The sequence below is a fragment of the Aeromonas sp. 96A genome, assembly GCF_051919165.1.
Lineage (GTDB): Bacteria > Pseudomonadota > Gammaproteobacteria > Enterobacterales > Aeromonadaceae > Aeromonas > Aeromonas veronii.
The window spans coordinates 541,093-560,278 of the sequence record NZ_JBQBFE010000001.1 but is presented as its reverse complement, the minus strand read 5'-3'; the positions used below and the strand labels follow the sequence as shown (position 1 = coordinate 560,278).

General features: G+C 57.6%; 19 protein-coding genes. 8 read left to right on the top strand and 11 right to left on the bottom strand.

From position 1 onward, the window contains the following. Positions 1-162: 162 nt before the first annotated feature. Together ACTG2W_RS02630 and ACTG2W_RS02625 are read left to right on the top strand one after the other, a co-directional pair. Positions 163-900 (top strand): hypothetical protein, encoded by a 738-nt coding sequence (locus ACTG2W_RS02630; protein WP_005351939.1) that lies wholly within the window; start codon positions 163-165, stop codon positions 898-900. A 16-nt stretch (positions 901-916) separates the two neighbouring features. Then, positions 917-1,603 carry a DUF2987 domain-containing protein gene (locus ACTG2W_RS02625; RefSeq protein WP_106843375.1) on the top strand — a complete coding sequence of 229 codons (687 nt, stop codon included), beginning with the start codon at positions 917-919 and terminating at the stop codon, positions 1,601-1,603. 102 nt (positions 1,604-1,705) lie between these two features. Here ACTG2W_RS02625 and ttcA read toward each other — a convergent pair whose 3' ends face one another. From ttcA to ccoN, 11 genes are all read right to left on the bottom strand, one after another. Next, complete coding sequence (gene ttcA, locus ACTG2W_RS02620) at positions 1,706-2,614, bottom strand: tRNA 2-thiocytidine(32) synthetase TtcA (RefSeq protein WP_005336634.1); 909 nt, start codon at positions 2,612-2,614, stop codon at positions 1,706-1,708. A 74-nt stretch (positions 2,615-2,688) separates the two neighbouring features. Further along, entirely contained in the window at positions 2,689-3,636 is a 948-nt protein-coding gene (uspE, locus tag ACTG2W_RS02615) for a universal stress protein UspE (protein WP_005345417.1), read from the bottom strand. A gap of 151 nt (positions 3,637-3,787) precedes the next feature. Further along, positions 3,788-4,543: an FNR family transcription factor gene (locus ACTG2W_RS02610; RefSeq protein WP_005351934.1), complete on the bottom strand. Its 756-nt coding sequence runs from the start codon at positions 4,541-4,543 to the stop codon at positions 3,788-3,790. A 68-nt stretch (positions 4,544-4,611) separates the two neighbouring features. Further along, positions 4,612-5,298, bottom strand: coding sequence for a sulfite exporter TauE/SafE family protein (locus ACTG2W_RS02605; RefSeq protein ID WP_106843376.1), 687 nt, complete (start codon positions 5,296-5,298; stop codon positions 4,612-4,614). Beyond that, the gene (ccoS, locus tag ACTG2W_RS02600; RefSeq protein WP_106843377.1) at positions 5,282-5,470 is read right to left on the bottom strand and encodes a cbb3-type cytochrome oxidase assembly protein CcoS; all 189 of its coding nucleotides are present in this window, start codon (positions 5,468-5,470) and stop codon (positions 5,282-5,284) included. The genes ACTG2W_RS02605 and ccoS overlap by 17 nt, the downstream gene beginning before the upstream one ends. 138 nt (positions 5,471-5,608) lie before the next feature. After that, the gene (locus ACTG2W_RS02595) at positions 5,609-7,993 is read right to left on the bottom strand and encodes a heavy metal translocating P-type ATPase (RefSeq protein WP_106843378.1); all 2,385 of its coding nucleotides are present in this window, start codon (positions 7,991-7,993) and stop codon (positions 5,609-5,611) included. Positions 7,994-8,079: 86 nt separating this feature from the next. Further along, a complete protein-coding gene (locus tag ACTG2W_RS02590; protein ID WP_043820362.1) occupies positions 8,080-8,580 on the bottom strand; it encodes a FixH family protein in 501 nt (166 codons plus the stop codon). Between the two features lie 140 nt (positions 8,581-8,720). Continuing rightward, on the bottom strand, positions 8,721-9,704 hold the full coding sequence (ccoP, locus tag ACTG2W_RS02585; protein ID WP_021230094.1) for a cytochrome-c oxidase, cbb3-type subunit III: 984 nt from the start codon (positions 9,702-9,704) through the stop codon (positions 8,721-8,723). Next, positions 9,704-9,883: a CcoQ/FixQ family Cbb3-type cytochrome c oxidase assembly chaperone gene (locus tag ACTG2W_RS02580; RefSeq protein ID WP_005336620.1), complete on the bottom strand. Its 180-nt coding sequence runs from the start codon at positions 9,881-9,883 to the stop codon at positions 9,704-9,706. Before ACTG2W_RS02580 ends, ccoP begins: the two co-directional genes overlap by 1 nt. A gap of 10 nt (positions 9,884-9,893) precedes the next feature. Further along, positions 9,894-10,508, bottom strand: coding sequence for a cytochrome-c oxidase, cbb3-type subunit II (ccoO, locus tag ACTG2W_RS02575; RefSeq protein WP_021230095.1), 615 nt, complete (start codon positions 10,506-10,508; stop codon positions 9,894-9,896). A gap of 16 nt (positions 10,509-10,524) precedes the next feature. Further along, complete coding sequence (gene ccoN, locus ACTG2W_RS02570; RefSeq protein ID WP_005336616.1) at positions 10,525-11,949, bottom strand: cytochrome-c oxidase, cbb3-type subunit I; 1,425 nt, start codon at positions 11,947-11,949, stop codon at positions 10,525-10,527. Between the two features lie 281 nt (positions 11,950-12,230). On the opposite strand from ccoN, the gene ACTG2W_RS02565 reads away from it, so the two are divergent. The 6 genes from ACTG2W_RS02565 (at position 12,231) to ACTG2W_RS02540 (ending at position 19,070) form a co-directional block, all read left to right on the top strand. Further along, on the top strand, positions 12,231-12,692 hold the full coding sequence (locus ACTG2W_RS02565; protein WP_103252245.1) for a hypothetical protein: 462 nt from the start codon (positions 12,231-12,233) through the stop codon (positions 12,690-12,692). A gap of 93 nt (positions 12,693-12,785) precedes the next feature. Next, positions 12,786-13,244: a GAF domain-containing protein gene (locus ACTG2W_RS02560; protein ID WP_005360536.1), complete on the top strand. Its 459-nt coding sequence runs from the start codon at positions 12,786-12,788 to the stop codon at positions 13,242-13,244. A 102-nt stretch (positions 13,245-13,346) separates the two neighbouring features. Then, entirely contained in the window at positions 13,347-13,985 is a 639-nt protein-coding gene (proQ, locus tag ACTG2W_RS02555) for an RNA chaperone ProQ (RefSeq protein ID WP_005351923.1), read from the top strand. Positions 13,986-13,993: 8 nt separating this feature from the next. Then, the gene (gene prc / locus ACTG2W_RS02550) at positions 13,994-16,009 is read left to right on the top strand and encodes a carboxy terminal-processing peptidase (RefSeq protein WP_005351922.1); all 2,016 of its coding nucleotides are present in this window, start codon (positions 13,994-13,996) and stop codon (positions 16,007-16,009) included. Positions 16,010-16,153: 144 nt separating this feature from the next. Next, on the top strand, positions 16,154-18,778 hold the full coding sequence (pepN, locus tag ACTG2W_RS02545; RefSeq protein ID WP_106843379.1) for an aminopeptidase N: 2,625 nt from the start codon (positions 16,154-16,156) through the stop codon (positions 18,776-18,778). A gap of 70 nt (positions 18,779-18,848) precedes the next feature. After that, on the top strand, positions 18,849-19,070 hold the full coding sequence (locus ACTG2W_RS02540) for a DUF2835 family protein (RefSeq protein ID WP_005351919.1): 222 nt from the start codon (positions 18,849-18,851) through the stop codon (positions 19,068-19,070). Positions 19,071-19,186 lie beyond the last annotated feature (116 nt).

The window sequence follows — 19,186 nt, the reverse complement described above, 5'->3', positions numbered from 1 at the left end:
GAGGGCCGCATTCTATGCAGCCGACACATGAAATTAAAGGCTTTTTGGCCCGAATTAGCCGCAAGTGCGCAGGAAAAACGGCTACGAATAGCAGACCAAATCGCTATAATGTGCCACCTGATTTGGTCGTTTTCGATATTGGATAGTCAATTGAGTAATAAAATGCGTATTGGCGGCTCCCTTGAGCAGTCTCTGAACCAGGGCTACCGCCTTGATCTGAAAGGGGTCATCCAGGAGGGATGGCAACAGACCCGCCGTACCGGATTTGGCCTGCTGCTGGCGATTGTCGGGGTGACGGCGATCTGGATCCTGCTTAGCAATGTGCTGCTGTTGCCCTATCTGGGGGATGATAGCCAGATGAATGTGGCCATGGTGCTGAGCCTGCTGATGACGGTGGTGATGGCCCCCATGACCAGCTCCCTCGATATGCTGGGGTTGCAGCAGTCGGTCGGGGTGCGCGCCCGCGCTAACCAGGTGTTCGACTTCTTCCGCCACTTTGTACGCCTCGGCATGTTGAGCCTGCTTGGCAGTCTGCTCACCAGCCTGTTTGGCCCGCTATTCGATCTGCTGGGATTGCCCGCCGTACTCTCTTTCATTCCCTCGGCCCTGATCGGCATGGGGCTGCTCTTTACCGTACCTCTGGTGCTGGAGCGTGGCTTGACGCCGCCCCAGGCCATTCTGGTTTCTCTCAAGCTCTTTGCGCGCGGCTGGCCCAGCATTGTGCTGTTCCACGGCGTGATGACCGCGCTCTTCTTCCTGGCTCTGATCCCCATGGGGTTGGGGCTTATCTGGGTGGCACCGCTCTATTTCAACTGCAAGGGGATCCTCTATCGGGATCTCTGCGGGGTAGGTGTAGAGGTTAATGAGGTGACAGAAGGCCCCAACCATTTCAATGCATGATGCAAAAGGACGTTGAATGACCCGTCGATATGGAGTGACCAAGGCTGTGCGCCAGAGCCTGCTGGCCACGCTCTTGCTGCCAGGGCTGGCGCTGGCTGAGCCGATGCTGGATCTGCAATACAGCACCTTCTACAGCCAGATGAAGACCTTTGCCAAAGGGGAGTTTGGTCACGCCAGACTGGGGTTTTATCTGACCGATCCGCAAAATGGTCAGCGCTGCGGCCTCACCTTTGCCCGGGTTGCAACCGACAGCAAGGAAGTGGCGGGTGAGGTAACGGTCGATAGCGAACTGCGCCTGCCTTTTGATGAGGATCTCAACCTCGACAAGGGGATCGTGACCGTCGGCCTGAAAGAAGAGCACGCCACCTGCGATATGGCGGTGCAGGTGATGGCTGATGCGCCGAGCGGGCCCGAGCTGCCGCTGGCTGAGCTGGCGGCACGTCAGCAGCAGATGCAGTCGCTGCTCGACAAGATGGCGGGCATGGTCGGCAAGCACTTCCTGCCGAAGGTGGAAGGGGTGCGCATTACCCTGGTGCAGCAGAGCGGCACCGCTTATCTGATTGATGGCGCCCGTCAGGAGGCGCTGCCCTGGCAGGAAGGCCATCTGCTGCTGAGCAACGAGCAGCTGGCCGCGTTCGCCGCTGGGCAACTGCGCCTGCAGGGTGACGTGCTGCGGCTGACCCCCTGGCTGCACAAAGGGTGAGGCCGGTGGCGCTGTCGCCTCAGTGACAGGCCGATCAAAAAAGCAAAAAAGGAGCGATTATCGCTCCTTTTTATTGCGTGGCATTTGCCATGTGACGGCGGCTTAGCGCACTTCAATCACATCCAGCATGTCCATCTCGTCGATATCCAGCAGCGGCGCCTTTGGCATCTCGGGCGGATCAAACGCCTTGTCGCCACCATCGATGATGCCGGAGTCGCGGTTGATGCTCTTGAAGTCAAACAGCTTGTGGTCGAGCAGGTGGCTCGGGATCACGTCCTGAATGGCGGTGAACATGGTCTCGATACGACCGGGGAAGCGGCGATCCCAATCCTGCATCATCTGTTTGATGGCCTGACGCTGCAGGTTCTCTTGCGAGCCGCACAGGTTGCACGGAATGATGGGGAAGGCTTTGACGTCGGCGTAGCGGATCAGATCCTTCTCTTTGCAGTAGGCCAGCGGGCGGATCACCACGTTCTTGCCATCATCGCTCACCAGCTTGGGCGGCATGGACTTGAGCTTGCCACCGTAGAACATGTTGAGGAACAGGGTCTCGAGGATGTCGTCGCGGTGGTGGCCAAGGGCAATCTTGGTGCAACCCAGCTCCTGAGCGGTGCGGTAGAGAATACCGCGGCGCAGCCGTGAGCAGAGGGAGCAGGTGGTTTTGCCTTCCGGTACCTTCTCCTTGACGATGGAGTAGGTATCTTCCTCGACGATCTTGTACTCGATACCGAGGGAATCCAGATACTCGGGTAGCACATGCTCGGGGAAGCCGGGCTGCTTCTGATCCAGGTTGACGGCAACCAGATCGAAATGGATGGGGGCGCTGGCTTTGAGGCTCATCAGTATGTCGAGCATACCGAAGCTGTCCTTGCCGCCGGAGAGGCAGACCATGACCTTGTCGCCCTCTTCAATCATGTTGAAGTCGGCAATGGCCTGACCCACGTTGCGCCGCAGGCGCTTCTGCAGTTTGTTAAAACTGTATTTTTCTTTGGCGTTCAGCTCTTCTAGCATGCTCGTAAAACCCGGGACACAAATAAGCGCGTTATTATAGCCATGTCCCGGGGGAGGGCAAGGTGCCAGGCACCTTATGATTGATTGCGACGACTGTCGACCGGGCAGCTGTAGTCCGCCGGTTTGAGGATCAGGATGTCGCAGGAGAGGCGGTCAATCACATGTTCGGCGGTATTGCCGAGCAAAGCAGCAGAAAGCCCGGTGCGACCGACGCAGCCCATGATCATCAGGGTTGCCTTGAGCTCTTCTGCCATATCCGGCAACACCTCTTCCGGTAGTCCCTCTGCTACCCGAGTCCAGAGATGACCGATCCCGAACTTGTCGGCATGGCTGAGCAGCAGGCTTTCGTGGTGTTTGCGGATCGCCTCGTTGTAGGCGTTGGGGTCAAACTCAGGCAGTTCGATGGCCACGTTAACCGGGGTGCCCGGGTAGGTGTTGACCAGATAGAGGTTGGAGCCCAGCAGCTCGGCGATGTCGCTCCCCTCCTGGGTGATCCGTTCGTTGAGCAGTTTCTGGTCCGGATCGTCGCTTGAGCAGTTGATGGCTGCGATGATGTTGCCGCCCCGTTGCCAGTGACCCTCCTTGACCAGCAACACCGGACAGGGGCATTTGCGCAGCAGGTGCCAGTCGGTGGGGGTAAAGATGAAGGTTTGCAGGAAGCTGTGATGGTGAGTGGCTTTGACCACCAGATCGTGGCGCTGCTCCAGCACTTCCTGAATGACACACTCGAAGGGACGATTGTGCCAGACTACTTTCACTTCGCATTCTATCCCCTGTGCCCGATAGGGGGTCAGGATCTCGTCCAGCCACTCACGTCGCTGTGAAATGACGCCGTCGCGCATCTCTTGCCGCTCGTCCACCGAGAGCATGGCGGTCATTTCATACGAGAAGTCATAGATGGTGAGCAGCAGGGTCAGATGGGCGTTTTCGTCCAGCTCGGCGACTTTGACTGCCCGTTCGAGGGCGATTTGACGCTCCTCTTCTGGATTGATAACCACCAGAATATTCTGATATTTGACCATCTTCTCCTCCTTGGAAAAGTCCAATGACAGCAGAATCTTAGCCATTACAGCTTAGCGCAGGAGGAGGGTATGGGGAACGTACCGGATCACATTCCAGAGGAAAGGATCCGGCAGGGAAAACAGGAGAAAAGCGGGAGGGTAAGCGGAAAAATCAGCCGCAGGGCGGGCGAGTTGCACCGGCCATCATGCCTAGCGCGACCTGATCCAGCACGGTAATGTATTTGCCTTTGACGCTGATGAGACCGGACTTCTGGAAACGGCCGAGCAGACGACTGATGGTCTCGACGGTCAGTCCCAGATAGTTGCCAATGTCACCACGGGTCATGGAGAGACGGAACTCCTTGGCGGAGAAGCCGCGCTCGGAGAAGCGTACCGACAGATTGTGCAGGAAGGCGGCGAGGCGCTCTTCGGCATTTTTCTTGGAGAGCAGCAGGATCATCTCCTGATCGCCCATGATTTCGCTGCTCATCAGACGCATGATCTGCTGGCGCAGTTTGGGCATCTTGCCGGAGAGATCATCCAGCACTTCAAAGGGGATCTCGCACACCATGGCCGTTTCCAGCGCCTGGGCGAAGGAGGGGTGGGCCTGCTTGTTGATGGCATCAAACCCGACCAGATCGCCAGCGAGGTGGAACGCAGTGATCTGCTCATCCCCTTGCTCGGTGATGGTGTAAGACTTGATGGTCCCGGAACGGATGGCATAGAGCGATTTGAACTCATCGCCAGCCTTGAACAGCTCTTCACCCTTCTGGATCGGCTTCTTGCGCTCGATGATGCTGTCCAGCTGATCAAGCTCGTTGTCGTTCAGAGTGAAGGGAATACAGAGCTGACTGATGCTGCAATCCTGGCAATGAATTGCACAGCCACCGCTCTGGATACGTCTGCCAGGTTTCTTTTCCGGGATCATAGGCTCATACGAATAATTGATTTATATCAAACAAGTTTACCATCAACTCATCCGTTTTGGATAGGGTTTCAAAAGGAAGCAATGCCAATCCAGAAGGTATGCACCCCGAACAAAATGAGCAGCAGGGCACCGCCAAGGCGCAAACTGCGCAGGGTGAGCCAGTATCTCAGGCGATCGGCGAGCCCGCCCAACGCAAACAGGGTGGGCAGGGTGCCGAGACCAAAAAAGAGCATGATGAGCGCCCCGCCGCTAGCCGAACCCGCCGCTGCGCTCCAGGTCAGCATGGAGTAGACCAGCCCGCAGGGCAGCCAACCCCACACCATGCCAAAGGGCAGTGCCTGCACAGGTGAGGTGAAGGGGATAAATTTGCCCGCCAGCGGTTTGATACGGGGCCAAAGTCTGGCGCCGAGCCGCTCCAGCAGCAAGATCCCTTGCCACCAGCCCGCCAGATAGAGAGCAAGCGCAATCATCAATAGCGCTGCCACGAGGCGTAATCCGGCGATGGCGTGTTTGCCAGCGCCCAGCTCGCTGGTGGTGGCGAGCAGGCCACCCACCAAGGCTCCTGCGATGACATAGCTCAGGATCCGGCCGAGGTTGTAGTTGAGCAGATAGGCAAGCCGCCCCCAGAAGTGCTGTTTGTTGGCGGGGATCGCCATGGAGAGCGCGGCGGAGACACCCCCACACATGCCGATGCAGTGGGCGGAGCCTGCCAGTCCGACCAGCAGGGCGCCGGCCAGATCAAGGTTGTGGGTCATGGTCAGCAGACTTTACGGGTTTGTGGGCAGGTTGTTCTTCGTCAAACAGGATGTTGGAACCCTGTCGGTCGAGATCTTCAAACTGCTCGGAGCGAATGGCCCAGAAGAAGACGACCCCGGCGATGATCACAAACAGGATGGCGATGGGGATCAGGACAAAAATTATATTCATGAGAGGTACCTTGGCGTTCATCCTTGGCAAGCGTCCCCTATGGTAACCTTGTTCGGGCAGAGGGCCAGCCGCTATCAATTAGAAATGTGGCCTGCATCGGAGGCAGGCCACATTTTCAGCTATTTTCCGCCACCAGCCTCATCGGTTGAGGCGCATGGAGTTGGTTACCACGATGAGTGAACTGAGCGACATGCCCGCCGCCGCCAGATAGGGGGGCAGCCAGCCGCAGGCTGCCAGCGGCAGCACCAGCAGGTTGTAACCGATGGACCAGGCGAAGTTCTCGATGATGATCTTGCGGGTACGCATTGCCAGCACTCTTGCCTCGAGCAGTCGGCTCAGGTCATCGGCCAGCAGGATGGCATCGGCGCTGTTTTTCGCCAGATCGGTGCCACCAGCCATGGCAAACGAGGCGTGAGCCCCGGCCAGTACCGGGGCGTCGTTGATGCCATCGCCCACCATGATGCTGATATCCCCCTGGGCTTCCCGGGCCTTGAGGTAGGTCAGCTTGCCATCGGGTGAGACCCCCTTGACCAGCTCATCCACGCCCAGCTCGCGGGCAATCTCGTCTGCCTGAAAAGAGCTGTCGCCAGTCAGCACTGTGGTGTGCAGACCTGCTGCCTTGAATGCCGCGATCAGCGCCCTGGCATCGGGGCGCAGGGTATCTTCCAGATTGAAGCGGGCCAAGACCTGCTGCTCGTCGGCCAGATAGATAGCCAGACCGCGGCCGCGCTCTTGCGCTGGATCCAGCCCAAGCCAGCGGGCACTGCCGATGCGGTAGCGTACGCCATCCACCAGCGCTGTTATGCCGTGACCGATGACCGGGGTGATCTCGCTGGCGGATGGCAGCACACTGATACTGTCGGCGGGCAGCCGGAAGGCGCGGGCAATGGGGTGCTCGGATTGCGCCTCCATGGCCCGGGCGATGGCGAGGCAGTGCATCTCGTCCATCTCTGCCAAGGTGGTGGTGCCGGTCAGACTGATCTCCCCTGTGGTCAGGGTGCCAGTCTTGTCCATCACGATCCGGTTGGCCTTGGTCAGCACGTCCAGCACATGACCACGGCGCAGCAGAATGCCGTTGCGGGTCAGATTAGCGGTGGCCGAGGTTAGCGCCGTCGGGGTGGCCAGCGACAGGGCACAGGGGCAAGTGGCAACCAGCACGGCGAGGGTGACCCAGAACGCCTGATCCGGTTGATGGAAGTGCCAGAAGGTCCAGACTGCAGCGGCAATGATCAGCAGCACCAGAATAAAGTGGCGCGACAACTGGTCTGCCATCTGGGCGATGGCCGGTTTGTCGTCGAGGGCGTGATCCTGCAGCCGCATGATCTGGGCGATCCGCGACTCTTCGATACGGTGGCTGACCCGGATCTGCAGCGGCGCATCCGTGTTGATGGTGCCGGCATAGACCTGATCACCGCGCTGTTTGAGCAGGGGCAGCTGTTCACCGGTCAGCATGGATTCGTTGAGGCTGGCTTGTCCTTCGACAATGATGCCGTCCGCCGGCAAGGTGGCGCCAGCCAGCACCCGCACCCGATCGCCGACCTGCAAGGTCTTGGCTGCTACCTCATGTTCCCCTTCATCATCGATGCGGGTCGCCATGATGGGCACCAGTCGCGCCAGGTTGGAGCTCGACTCCGACGCCTTGCGCCGGGCCCGCAACTCGAGAAAGCGCCCCAGCAGCAGGAAGAAGACGAACATGGTGATGGAGTCGTAATAGACCTCACCGGTATTGAACACAGTGGCCCACATGGAGGCGATAAAAGCCCCGATCAGCGCCAGCGACACCGACACATCCATCGACAGGTGACCCTGTTTCAGGCTGCGCCAGGCACCCACGTAAAAGGGCTGGGCCGAGTAGATCATGATGGGGGTGGAGAGCAGCAGGCTTATCCACTTGAAGTAGACCATGAACTCATCTTCAACGCTGATGAAGAGATCCATGTAGAGGGCCACGGCGCACATCATCACCTGCATCGAGCCCAGCCCCGCCAGTGCCAGCCGGAACATATAGCTGCGCACCTCTTTGGCGTAGAGGGCTTCCTGTTGATGGGTCTGGAACGGGTAGGCACGATAACCGATCTGGGCGAACCCCTTGAGAATGTCACTCAGGGAGAGCTGGTCCGGATCCCACTTGATGCGGGCCCGGTGGGTGGTGGTGTTGACGTTGATGTAGCGCAGGCCGCCAAGGGTCATCAGGTGACGTTCGATCAGCCAGGCACAGGCGGCGCAGGTGAGCCCCTCCACCGTCAGCTGGATTTCGCGAAGGGTACCGCTGTCGGTGACAAACTCCTGTTGCACTTCTGCCAGATCGTAGTGGGTGAGGGCGGCCAGCTCCTCGGGCACCAGATCCCCCTTGGTACCGGGGGCGGTACGGTGATCGTAGTAACTGGCGAGGCCGCACTCCATGATGGTTTCTGCCACAGCCTGACAACCGGGGCAGCACATGGGGCGAACAATCCCCTTTATCTCGAGGGCATAGCCACTATTGGCGGGTACCGGCTCGCCACAGTGAAAACAGGGGGTCATGCGTTATGCCCCCCCGAATGCAGAATGCAAGCAGCAGGGGCACTGGCGAGCTCCGGCTCGCCACAGTGAGAAAAGCCGGTCATGGCTTAGCGTCCTTTCGGGTCGAGTTCGACAGGGGCCAGGGTGGGCAGCTGGACGGTCTCTTGCAATCGCCACTCGTGATCGAACGCATCGACCCGAATGTGCCACTTGCCGACCAGCGGCTTGTCGAAATGGAGGCGATAGGTGCCGCTCGCATCTGCGGTGATCATGTGTTCGCTGTCCTGACCGGCCAAGGTCGGGTGAAACAATGAGAGATAGAGAGCTTGCCCGGCAGGAATGTCACCGCTGATGGGTTTGAGGGTCAGCTCGTTGCCGTCAACCTCCAGCCCAAAGCGGATATTGAGCGCTTCGGAGCGGTCAAACTTGCTCAAGTCCTGATTGATCTCTTTCCCTTGTTTGTAATAGTCCTCGGCCACCAGATTGACCCCATCCTTGCTGGCGATGATGGCGGTGGCGATGCTGCCGACAACGGCGGCAGTGGGGAGGGCGATGATAAACCAGGGCCAGAATTGGCGATACCACGGTTTGGATAGAGGTTGGGTCATGATTGCTACTGCCATGAAACGAATGATTAACGTGGAAGATGGTTTTTACGCAACACAAGATAACAAAAAGCCTCGAGGAGTCGAGGCTTTTTGCTGTGTAATCACGTGTTTATCACATGTTACAACGTTACGGGCGAACCTTATTTGGCAGACTGTTGATGAGACAGGCTGTAAACGTAGGAGGCCAGCAGGTGAACCTTGTCCTCACCCAGAATGTCTTTCCAGGCTGGCATCACGCCGTGACGACCGTGGGTGATAGTTTGTACCACCACTTCGCGGGAGCCACCGTAGAGCCAGGTGTTGTTGGTCAGATCTGGCGCACCGACGGCAACACCGCCCTTGGCATCGGCCCCGTGGCAGGCAGCGCAGATGGCAAAGCGTGCTTCACCTTTCTTCGCTTCCACCAGGTCGACCTTGCGACCGGAGAGGCTAAGCACATAGGAGGCCACTTCCTGAACGCCATCTTTGCCGAGGATTTCACCCCAGGCAGCCATGATCCCCTGGCGACCGCCCATGATGGTGGTCTTGATTTGATCAGGCTGGCCGCCCCATTGCCATTCGCTGTCGGTCAGGTTCGGGAAGCCGCGGCCACCACGGGCATCGGAGCCGTGGCACTGGGAGCAGTTCTGCAGGAACAGACGCTGACCCACTTTCAGGGCTTCCGGATCCTTGGCGATCTCGGTGATGGCACGATAGGTTTTGCCATCCGCTTCGTAGGTGAGTTCACGGAACTTGGCGCCGTAGATCTCGTCAGCCTTGGCGACCTCGCGGTCATACTCCACCGCGCGACCTTCAGCCTTAGCCGATTCGGTTGCAGCCTTGGACTCGGCCAGCGAGCGCACGTCCTGGTTGGAACTTTGCCAGCCCAGCAGGCCTTTGAAGTTGCCAAGCCCCGGGAAGGCGACCAGATAGACCAGACCGGTGACGATGAAGAAGAGGAACATGTAAGTCCACCACTTCGGCAGCGGGTTGTTGATCTCCTCGATGCCATCGAAGGAGTGACCCATCGATTTGCCTTCTTCAACACCCATCTTGTCCTTGCGGCACCACATCAGTAGCAAGAAGCAGCCGAGGATGGTTCCCAGACTGATGACAGTCACAAAAATGCTAAACAGAGTGCTCATTATTGTTTCGCTCCTGCGTTCTTTTTATCAGCACCGGGTTGCTCATCATCGGCAAAAACCAGATTGGCAGCCTCGTCGAAAGAGGTCTTGCGGCGTTTGCTGTAGGCCCAGACGATGATGCCAATCATGATGGCCATCAACAGCAGGGTATACAGACCGCGAAATGTGCCGTAGTCCATTTTCGCCTCCTTATTTCAGGGCATGACCCAGTGATTGCAGATAGGCCACCAGCGCATCCAGCTCGGTTTTGCCCTTGACGGCTTCGCCAGCACCCTGAATATCGGCGTCGGTATAGGGCACACCGAAGTGATCGCGGAACAGCGCCAGTTTTTTGCCGGTCATCTCGCCAGTCAGCACATTGGTATCAAGCCAGGGGTAGGCGGGCATGTTGGATTCCGGTACCACATCACGCGGGTTGATCAGGTGAACCTTGTGCCACTCGTCGGAGTAGCGGCCACCGACACGGGCCAGATCCGGACCAGTACGCTTGGAGCCCCACAGGAAGGGGTGCTCCCAGACGCTCTCACCGGCGACCGAGTAGTGACCGTAACGCTCGGTTTCGGCACGGAACGGACGGATCATCTGGCTGTGGCAGTTGGTGCAGCCTTCGCGAATGAAGATGTCGCGTCCTTCCATCTGCAGAGCGGTGTAGGGCTTGAGGCCCTCCACCGGCTCGGTGGTTTGCTTTTGGAAGAACAGCGGAGTGATTTCAACCAGGCCCCCCAGACTGATGGCGAAGATGATGCCGACCACCAGCATGGGAACGCTTTTTTCAAATATTTCGTGACGGTTATTGTTGCTCATGGGTTGACCTCTTCAATCATGCTGGCTGGGCGACAGGTTCCAGAGAACCTTTGGGCGCAGTGATGGTGCGATAGGCGTTGTAAGCCATCAGCAACATGCCGGTGACGAAGAAGCAGCCTCCCAGGAAGCGCACGAAATAGAAGGGATAGGATGCCTGCAGCGCTTCAACGAAGCTGTAGGTCAGGGTGCCGTCTTCGTTGACTGCACGCCACATCAGGCCCTGCATCACGCCGGAAATCCACATGGCAACGATGTAGAGCACGGTGCCCACGGTCGCCAGCCAGAAGTGAACGTTGATCAGCTTGACGCTGTACATCCGGCCCTGACCGAACAGGTTCGGGATCAGGTGATAGACCGCACCGATGGAGACCATGGCAACCCAGCCCAGCGCACCGGAGTGCACGTGACCAACGGTCCAGTCGGTGTAGTGGGAGAGGGCGTTGACGGTTTTGATCGCCATCATCGGGCCTTCGAAGGTCGACATGCCGTAGAAAGAGAGGGAGACGATCAGGAAGCGCAGGATGGGGTCATAACGCAGTTTGTGCCAGGCACCGGAGAGAGTCATGATGCCGTTGATCATACCGCCCCAGGAGGGTACGAACAGGATCAGGGACATCACCATGCCCAGTGACTGAGCCCAGTCAGGCAGTGCGGTGTAGTGCAGGTGGTGCGGACCGGCCCAGATATAGAGGGAGATCAGCGCCCAGAAGTGGACGATGGAGAGGCGATAGGAGTAAACCGGACGACCGGCCTGCTTGGGCACGAAGTAGTACATCATCCCCAGGAAGCCGGCGGTCAGCAGGAAGCCTACCGCGTTGTGGCCATACCACCACTGCACCATGGCGTCCATGGCGCCGGAGTACATGGAGTAGGACTTCATGCCGGAGAGGGGCACTTCCATGTTGTTGACGATGTGCAGCACCGCAACGGTGATGATGAAGGCGCCGAAGAACCAGTTCGCCACATAGATGTGGGAGGTGGTGCGCTTCATCAGGGTGCCGAAGAAGACGATGGCATAGGCGACCCATACCACAGTGATGGCGATATCAATCGGCCACTCCAGCTCGGCATACTCTTTGGCGGAGGTGTAACCCAGCGGCAGAGAGATGGCGGCAGAGAGGATGATTGCTTGCCAACCCCAGAAGACGAAGGTTGCCAGTGGGCCACCAAACAGTCTGGTTTGACAGGTGCGCTGAACCACGTAGAAGGAGGTGGCCATCAGTGCACTGACGCCGAAGGCGAAGATCACTGCGTTGGTATGGAGGGGCCGCAGACGACTGTAAGTCAGCCACGGGGTCTCGAAGTTGAGGGCAGGCCAGATCAACTGGGCTGCGATCAGTACGCCAACCGACATGCCGACAATTCCCCAGACAATCGTCATGACGGTAAACTGGCGAACAACGGTGTAGTTGTACTCAGGATGGTTAGTTGTATGGCTCATCGTTATATTCCGCTTCCGATGCTGCTGTTGTTTGGTTTTGTATCCGGAGGACCGGACTGGCTTCATCAGCCACCGCCGACCAGTTGTTAACATCTGTTAACGAAAGGAAAAGCAAAAGATGGCTAAATGAAAACTGCATGGGAATGATACTGAAGTGACAGGTAAAATAACAGTATAAACAGTGATATATTTGGCTCCGTCCGCTCTCGATATGGCAGTTTTTTACCTTGTTCGAGATCACAAAAAACTATTTTAATTGCATCTTAATCGGGCTGTTTTTGATGAAAGAGAGACTTACCGCACGTAAAGTTTTGCACCTCGTACTGGTATTGGCGCTGTTATTGGCGCTGATGGCCTATCGCACCTGGTTTTCGGCCGATAACAGCGTCTCTGCTGACCAGAAAAAAGATCAAATTTGTGATCTTTCCCACACCCCTTGCAGCGCGCTGATTGGTGACAAGCCACTGACGGTCGCCATCAAGGAATTACCGCTGCGCGCCGAACATGACTTTGCCATCGCTATTAGCGGCGGCGATCCGGCCATCAAGCCGGTGAAAGCGACACTCGAAGGCAAAGATATGTTTATGGGCACCATTCCGGTGAGTTTTGAGCAAATAGACGGACAGTGGCAGGGGGTAACCCAGGTGGGGAGCTGTACATCACCCGTCATGATCTGGTTGTTAAATATCGAGTGGAGTAATGGTCAACGCCAGCAATTGGCGCTTTCCGTTGCCCGGGAATAACGGCGCAAGAGGTGGGGAGTGGAAAAAATATTTGAAATTTCCCGGCCAAGCGTTACCTTCCCCAAACCATCAGGGAGTGAAGTTCATTTAATCATGATTGAAAAACAACCGTTTTATCGCACCCTCAACCAGCAGGCCAAGGCGCTGCTGGAGGGGGAAACCGATCTGATTGCCAATCTGGCCAACCTCTCCGCACTGCTTAATCAGGAGCTGGCGGAGATCAACTGGGTCGGTTTTTATCTGTTGCAGGGTGAGACCCTGGTATTAGGGCCATTTCAGGGCAAACCGGCCTGCGTACGGATCCCGGTCGGCCGCGGGGTGTGTGGTACGGCAGTGGCAGAGGGGAGAACCCAGCTAATTGACGATGTCCACCAGTTCGATGGTCACATCGCTTGTGATGGCGCGAGCAACTCGGAAATCGTGATCCCGGTGCGCCGTGGTGGCGAGATCATCGGGGTACTCGATATCGACAGTCCGATTTTTAACCGTTTCGACCAGCAAGACCGGATTGGCCTCGAAGAAACGGTGCAAATTTTGGAAAGCATGCTCTAAGTCATTGCTAGATGGTTCGCAAAAGGCCCCAAGCTCTCTATAATGGGGCCTTTGTTGTGCTCGGGACGTGCCCGTGCGTTTATATGAAAGCCAAGGTTATACATGGAAAACACTGAGAAGCTGAAGAACAGTAAAGAGATCGTTGCCTACCTGGTCGAGAAATTCCCGGCCTGCTTCGTTGCTGAAGGAGAGGCCAAGCCGCTCAAGATTGGCATCTTCCAGGATTTGGCCGAGCGTCTTGCTGACGATGCCAGAGTCTCCAAGACCATGCTGCGTTCCGCACTGCGTCAATACACCTCCAGCTGGCGCTACCTGCACGGTCTCAAAGCTGGCCAGGCTCGCGTTGATCTGGATGGCAACCCGGGCGAGCTGCTGACCGAAGAGCACATCGAGCACGCCAAGCAAGCTCTGAAAGAGAGCAAAGAGCGCGTATTCGCCAGCCGTCGTACCAATACCAAAGAGAAGGATGAGAAGGCCAAGAAGCCCCGTCGTCCTGCTGTGCGCAAAACCGAGAAAGCTGATGTAGCTGCCAAACCGAAAGCTGCCGCCAAGGCACCGGTCGCTGACGCTCCGCTGGTTAAAGTGGATGCCGCTACGCTGAAAGTGGGCCAGGATGTGCGCGTCGTTATGGGTAAATTCCCGGTTCCGGCAACCATCAAGGAAGTAACCAAGGACGATGTACAGGTCCAACTGCAGACCGGCATGATGGTGCGGGTCAAATCAGAGCACTTGGTTCTCTAAGGAGACAAATGTTGAAGCATGGCGTAATTCGTTTTTCCCTCGTTGCCTGTAGCCTGGCGCTTGCCGGGCTTGCACAGGCCATCGAGCCGGTGCTCAAGGAGAGTGATTTGCCTGTGTTGGCTCAAGAGAGCCAACATGCTACGGCCAGCAAGCGAATTACCAATCTGTTTACCCGCTCGCACTACAAACAGTTCAAGCTGGACGATGCCTTTTCCTCCGTGATTTTCGATAAATATCTGGAGAATCTGGACTACAGCCGCAACCTGTTTTTGGCCTCTGATATCAGCCGTTTTGAAAAGTACCGTAACGGTTTTGACACCGACCTCGAAAGAGGCCGTCTGGCTCCCGCCTACGAGATGTTCAACCTGAGTCAGCAGCGGCGTTATGAGCGGTTCGAATACGCCCTCAAACTGCTTGATACTCCTTTCGATTTTACCCAGACCGACAACTATGTGTTTGATCGGGAAGGGGCGGCTTGGCCCAAAGATGAAGCAGAGCTCAACGAGCTGTGGCGTCAGCGGGTCAAGTTCGATGCCCTGAGCCTCAAGCTCAGTGGCAAGGAGTGGCCCGAGATCAAGGAGCTGCTTGGCAAGCGTTACAACAACGCTATCAAGCGGATGTCCCAGACCGAGAGCGAGGATGTCTTCCAGCTCTTCATGAACTCCTTCGCTCGCGCCATCGAACCGCACACCAGTTACCTCTCACCGCGCAGTGCCGATCGTTTCAACACCGAGATGAACCTCTCGCTGGAGGGGATTGGGGCCGTGTTGCAGGCGGAAGATGACTTTACCGTCATCCGTTCTCTGGTGCCTGGTGGTCCTGCTGCCAAATCCAACCACCTCAAACCCGATGACAAGATCACCGGGGTGGGGCAGGAAGATGGCAAGATTGTCGATGTGATCGGCTGGCGTCTTGATGACGTGGTCGAGCTCATCAAGGGGCCCAAGGGGAGCAAGGTCAAGCTGGAGATCCAGCGCGGCAAGGGCGCAACCGCCAAAACCGAGCAGATCGAGCTGACCCGCGACAAGGTGCGCCTTGAAGACCGGGCGGCCAAGTCCAAGGTGATTAACGCCGAAGGCAAGAAGATTGGCGTCATCGAGATCCCGAGTTTCTACGTCAATCTGCATGACGACGTGATCAAGGAGCTCTCCAGCCTGAACAAGAAGAAGATCGATGGCTTGATCATTGATCTGCGCGGTAACGGCGGCGGCGCCCTGACCGAAGCCTCCGCCCTGAGCGGTCTCTTCTTTGCCAGCGGTCCCGTGGTGCAAATTCGTGATCATATGGGCCGTATCACGGTCAATGGCGATGACGATGGCAACGTCTACTACGGCGGGCCCATGTCGGTGATGATCGACCGTTACAGTGCCTCGGCCTCCGAGATCTTCGCTGCGGCCATGCAGGATTATGGCCGCGCGTTGATTCTGGGTGAAAACTCGTTCGGCAAGGGGACGGTGCAGCAGCACCGCAGTCTCGCCAAGGTCTATGACTTCTACGAGCAGCCGCTGGGTCACGTGCAGTACACCATCGCCAAGTTCTACCGGATCGACGGTGGCAGCACCCAGAACAAGGGCGTTGCGCCGGATATCAGCTTCCCGACACCGGTTGCTCCGGAAGAGACGGGCGAAAGCCGTGAGTTCAATGCGTTGCCGTGGGACAAGATTGCCTCCGCCAACTACGAGAAACTCGGCAACTTCGCCAGTGTACTGCCCAAGTTGCAGGCGGCGCACGATGCCCGGATCGCCAAGGATCCCGAGTTTGCCTATGTGATGCAGGACATCGCCGACTACAAGGAGGAGAAAGACAAGAAGTCGGTCTCCCTCAACGAGGCGGAGCGTGTTGCAGAGCAGGCGAAACAGGATGAGAAAGCGCTCAAACGTACCAACGAGCGTCTGGCTCGTCTTGGCAAGCCGGCGGTGAAGAGTTTGGATGAACTGCCCGCTGATTTTGAAGCGCCCGATGAGTATCTCATCGAAGCGGCCAATATCACGGCGGATCTGGCCAAGGTCAGCAAACGCAGCTGACAAGGTGACCTCCAATGCACAAGGGCGACTGCGGTTGCCCTTTCTTTTTGTCTGGCGTATCTGACGTAATGCAAATTGTTTGACCCCGCCAGTTGGTTGTGACAGCCTCTTTCTCGCCTTTAACAAGCGTGGAAGCAGACAATAATGACCGATCACTCCCAGGCCATGACGGCCAAATATCGCCAGGATTATCAGGCGCCGCTCTACTGGATCGACACCATCGACCTCGATTTCCAACTGCAGGAGCCGCTGACCCAGGTCACCGCCATCACCCGCATTCGTCGCAACGGTGAGCACAATGCGCCGCTCGTCCTCGATGGTGAACAGCTGACTCTCAAGAGCGTTGCCATCGATGGCATTCCCTGCGACCACTACGAGCAAGGCGAGAGCAGTCTGACCCTGTTCAACCTGCCTGCCGAATGTGTACTGACCATTGTCACCCTGCTGGATCCGGCTGCCAACACCGCGCTGGAAGGGCTTTACAAGTCTGGCGATGCCTACTGCACCCAGTGTGAAGCGGAGGGCTTTCGCCGCATTACCTATTATCTGGACCGCCCCGACATTCTGGCGCGTTACAGCACCCGCATTACCGCCGACAAAGCCCAGTTCCCCTTCCTGCTCTCCAATGGCAACAAGGTCGACAGCGGTGATCTGGATGGCGGCCGTCACTTCGTGCAGTGGCAGGATCCTTTCCCCAAACCCAGCTACCTGTTTGCGCTGGTGGCCGGTGATTTCGATGTGGAGCGCAGCCACTACACCACCAAGAGCGGCCGCAAGGTCGCCCTCGAGATCTTCGTCGACAAGGGCAACCTCGATCGCGCCGGTTTTGCCATGGAGAGCCTCATCAACTCCATGCGTTGGGACGAACAGCGTTTCGGTCTCGAGTATGATCTCGACATCTACATGATCGTCGCGGTGGACTTCTTCAACATGGGAGCCATGGAGAACAAGGGGCTCAACATCTTCAACTCCAAGTTCGTGCTGGCCAATCCGGCCACCGCCACCGACAGCGACTACCACGGTATCGAACGGGTGATCGGCCACGAATATTTCCACAACTGGACCGGCAACCGCGTCACCTGTCGTGACTGGTTCCAGCTCAGCCTGAAAGAGGGGCTGACGGTATTCCGGGATCAGGAGTTCTCCTCCGATCTGGGCTCCCGTGGCGTCAACCGCATCAACAACGTGCGTACCGTGCGCGGCCCACAGTTTGCGGAAGATGCCGGCCCCATGGCACACCCGATCCGCCCGGATGTGGTGATCGAGATGAACAACTTCTACACCCTGACCGTTTATGAAAAAGGGTCGGAAGTGATCCGCATGATGCACACCCTGCTGGGGGAAGATGCCTTCCAGGCCGGTATGCGTCTCTACTTCGAGCGTCACGACGGCTCGGCCGCCACCTGCGATGATTTCGTGCAAGCGATGGAGGATGCTTCCGGTGTGGATCTCGGTCGTTTCCGTCGCTGGTACAGCCAGTCCGGCACCCCCGAGCTGACCGTTACCGACGAGTATGATGCCGCCAGCGGTATCTATCGCCTTCATGTGAGCCAGCACACCCCGCCGACTCAGGATCAACCGCAGAAGCTGCCGCTGCATATTCCCCTCGACATCGAGCTTTATGACGAGCAGGGTGCCGTCATTGCGCTGCAGTATCAGGGAAAGGCCATCGGCAACGTGCTCGACGTGCTGGAAGCGGAGCAGACCTTCGAATTCGATCGGGTGCCGGTCAAGCCGGTTCCCTCCCTGCTGCGGGACTTCTCCGCGCCGGTCAAGCTGCACTATGACTACAGCGACGAAGCGCTCGCCTTCCTGATGCGCTTTGCCCGCAACGAGTTTGCCCGCTGGGATGCGGCCCAGATGCTGATCAACAAAGCGGTCATCGACGGGGTGGCGCGGGTCCAGCACGGGCAGGGGGTTGAGCTCTCCCAAACCCTGCTGGCCGCCTTCGTTGCCATTCTTGACGACAGCGATCTCGATTTGGCCCTCAAGGCGGAGATCCTGGCGCTGCCCGGTGAGGCGACCCTGGCCGAGCTGTTCGAGGTGGCCGATATCGATGCCATCCATCAGGTGCGCGACGCGATCCATACCCGTCTTGCCGAGGCCTTTGGCGCGCGCTTGGCGGCAACCTATCAGAGTCTGCGTCTGAACGGTTATCAGGTGGTGCATGCCGACATGGCCAAGCGGGCCCTCAAAGGGGTAGTGCTCGGCTATCTGGCGGCACTGGATGCGGAGCATGCCGATGCGCTGGTGCGCGAGCAGTATGCAACTGCCGACAACATGACCGACACCCTGGCGGCGCTGCAGGTGGCCAACGGCTATCTGTTGCCATGCCGTGCCGCGCTGTTGGCCGATTTTGAAGGCAAGTGGGCCAAGGATGGACTGGTGCTGGACAACTGGCTGCGGCTGATTGGCTGCAAACCGGCTGCCGATGTGCTGAGTGAAGTGAAACAGGCGATGAGTCACCCCACTTTCAGCATTCGCAATCCGAACCGGCTGCGGGCGCTGATCGGCAGCTTCGCCATGAGCAATCAGGTTCAGTTCCATGCGGTGGATGGCAGCGGTTACCGCTTCCTGACCGATCTGCTGATCGAGCTCAACGAGGTCAATCCGCAGGTGGCCTCCCGCCTCATTACCCCGCTTATCCAGTTCAAGCGACTGGATGAAACACGCAAGGCCCTGATCCGCGCCGAGCTGACCCGTCTTGCCAACCTTGAGGGGCTGGCACGGGATCTGTTCGAGAAGGTCAGCAAGGCGCTGCAGCAGTAAGTGTCGACGGGGCAGGGGCGTTAACGCTCCTGCCTCCATTGTATGATTTGCCGTGTGATCAGGAGCAAGCGTGAAGCAGTTTACTTTTCGGCTCTCATTGAATAGCGATGAGGTGATGCTGATGTATCAGGGCCATGCCAGACGGCTGGTGGTGCGCAGCGAACAGGGATTGACCCTGGAACTTGGCATAGAAAAAATACGCCCCTTTGTCGCCATCAATGGTGTGCATGGCTATTTTCGGCTCAAAACCCAGGACGATTACCGCTTTATCAGCCTCGAACGCATAAATTAACAAAAATCGAACAGATTACCGACTGTTTATCTGCTTTGCGTCACTATCTATCCGGTAAACTGGCACAAAGGTAGTGGGAATTTCTGTATTTTTGGTTATTTGCAAAATTTCTCACA

Bases quoted from the DNA above. Each gene is read 5' to 3' on its own strand.
- ACTG2W_RS02630 (WP_005351939.1), top strand. From the start codon at position 163: ATGCGTATTGGCGGCTCCCTTGAGCAGTCTCTGAACCAGGGCTACCGC.
- ACTG2W_RS02625 (WP_106843375.1), top strand. From the start codon at position 917: ATGACCCGTCGATATGGAGTGACCAAGGCTGTGCGCCAGAGCCTGCTG.
- ttcA (WP_005336634.1), bottom strand. From the start codon at position 2,614: ATGCTAGAAGAGCTGAACGCCAAAGAAAAATACAGTTTTAACAAACTG.
- uspE (WP_005345417.1), bottom strand. From the start codon at position 3,636: ATGGTCAAATATCAGAATATTCTGGTGGTTATCAATCCAGAAGAGGAG.
- ACTG2W_RS02610 (WP_005351934.1), bottom strand. From the start codon at position 4,543: ATGATCCCGGAAAAGAAACCTGGCAGACGTATCCAGAGCGGTGGCTGT.
- ACTG2W_RS02605 (WP_106843376.1), bottom strand. From the start codon at position 5,298: ATGACCCACAACCTTGATCTGGCCGGCGCCCTGCTGGTCGGACTGGCA.
- ccoS (WP_106843377.1), bottom strand. From the start codon at position 5,470: ATGAATATAATTTTTGTCCTGATCCCCATCGCCATCCTGTTTGTGATC.
- ACTG2W_RS02595 (WP_106843378.1), bottom strand. From the start codon at position 7,993: ATGACCCCCTGTTTTCACTGTGGCGAGCCGGTACCCGCCAATAGTGGC.
- ACTG2W_RS02590 (WP_043820362.1), bottom strand. From the start codon at position 8,580: ATGACCCAACCTCTATCCAAACCGTGGTATCGCCAATTCTGGCCCTGG.
- ccoP (WP_021230094.1), bottom strand. From the start codon at position 9,704: ATGAGCACTCTGTTTAGCATTTTTGTGACTGTCATCAGTCTGGGAACC.
- ACTG2W_RS02580 (WP_005336620.1), bottom strand. From the start codon at position 9,883: ATGGACTACGGCACATTTCGCGGTCTGTATACCCTGCTGTTGATGGCC.
- ccoO (WP_021230095.1), bottom strand. From the start codon at position 10,508: ATGAGCAACAATAACCGTCACGAAATATTTGAAAAAAGCGTTCCCATG.
- ccoN (WP_005336616.1), bottom strand. From the start codon at position 11,949: ATGAGCCATACAACTAACCATCCTGAGTACAACTACACCGTTGTTCGC.
- ACTG2W_RS02565 (WP_103252245.1), top strand. From the start codon at position 12,231: ATGAAAGAGAGACTTACCGCACGTAAAGTTTTGCACCTCGTACTGGTA.
- ACTG2W_RS02560 (WP_005360536.1), top strand. From the start codon at position 12,786: ATGATTGAAAAACAACCGTTTTATCGCACCCTCAACCAGCAGGCCAAG.
- proQ (WP_005351923.1), top strand. From the start codon at position 13,347: ATGGAAAACACTGAGAAGCTGAAGAACAGTAAAGAGATCGTTGCCTAC.
- prc (WP_005351922.1), top strand. From the start codon at position 13,994: ATGTTGAAGCATGGCGTAATTCGTTTTTCCCTCGTTGCCTGTAGCCTG.
- pepN (WP_106843379.1), top strand. From the start codon at position 16,154: ATGACCGATCACTCCCAGGCCATGACGGCCAAATATCGCCAGGATTAT.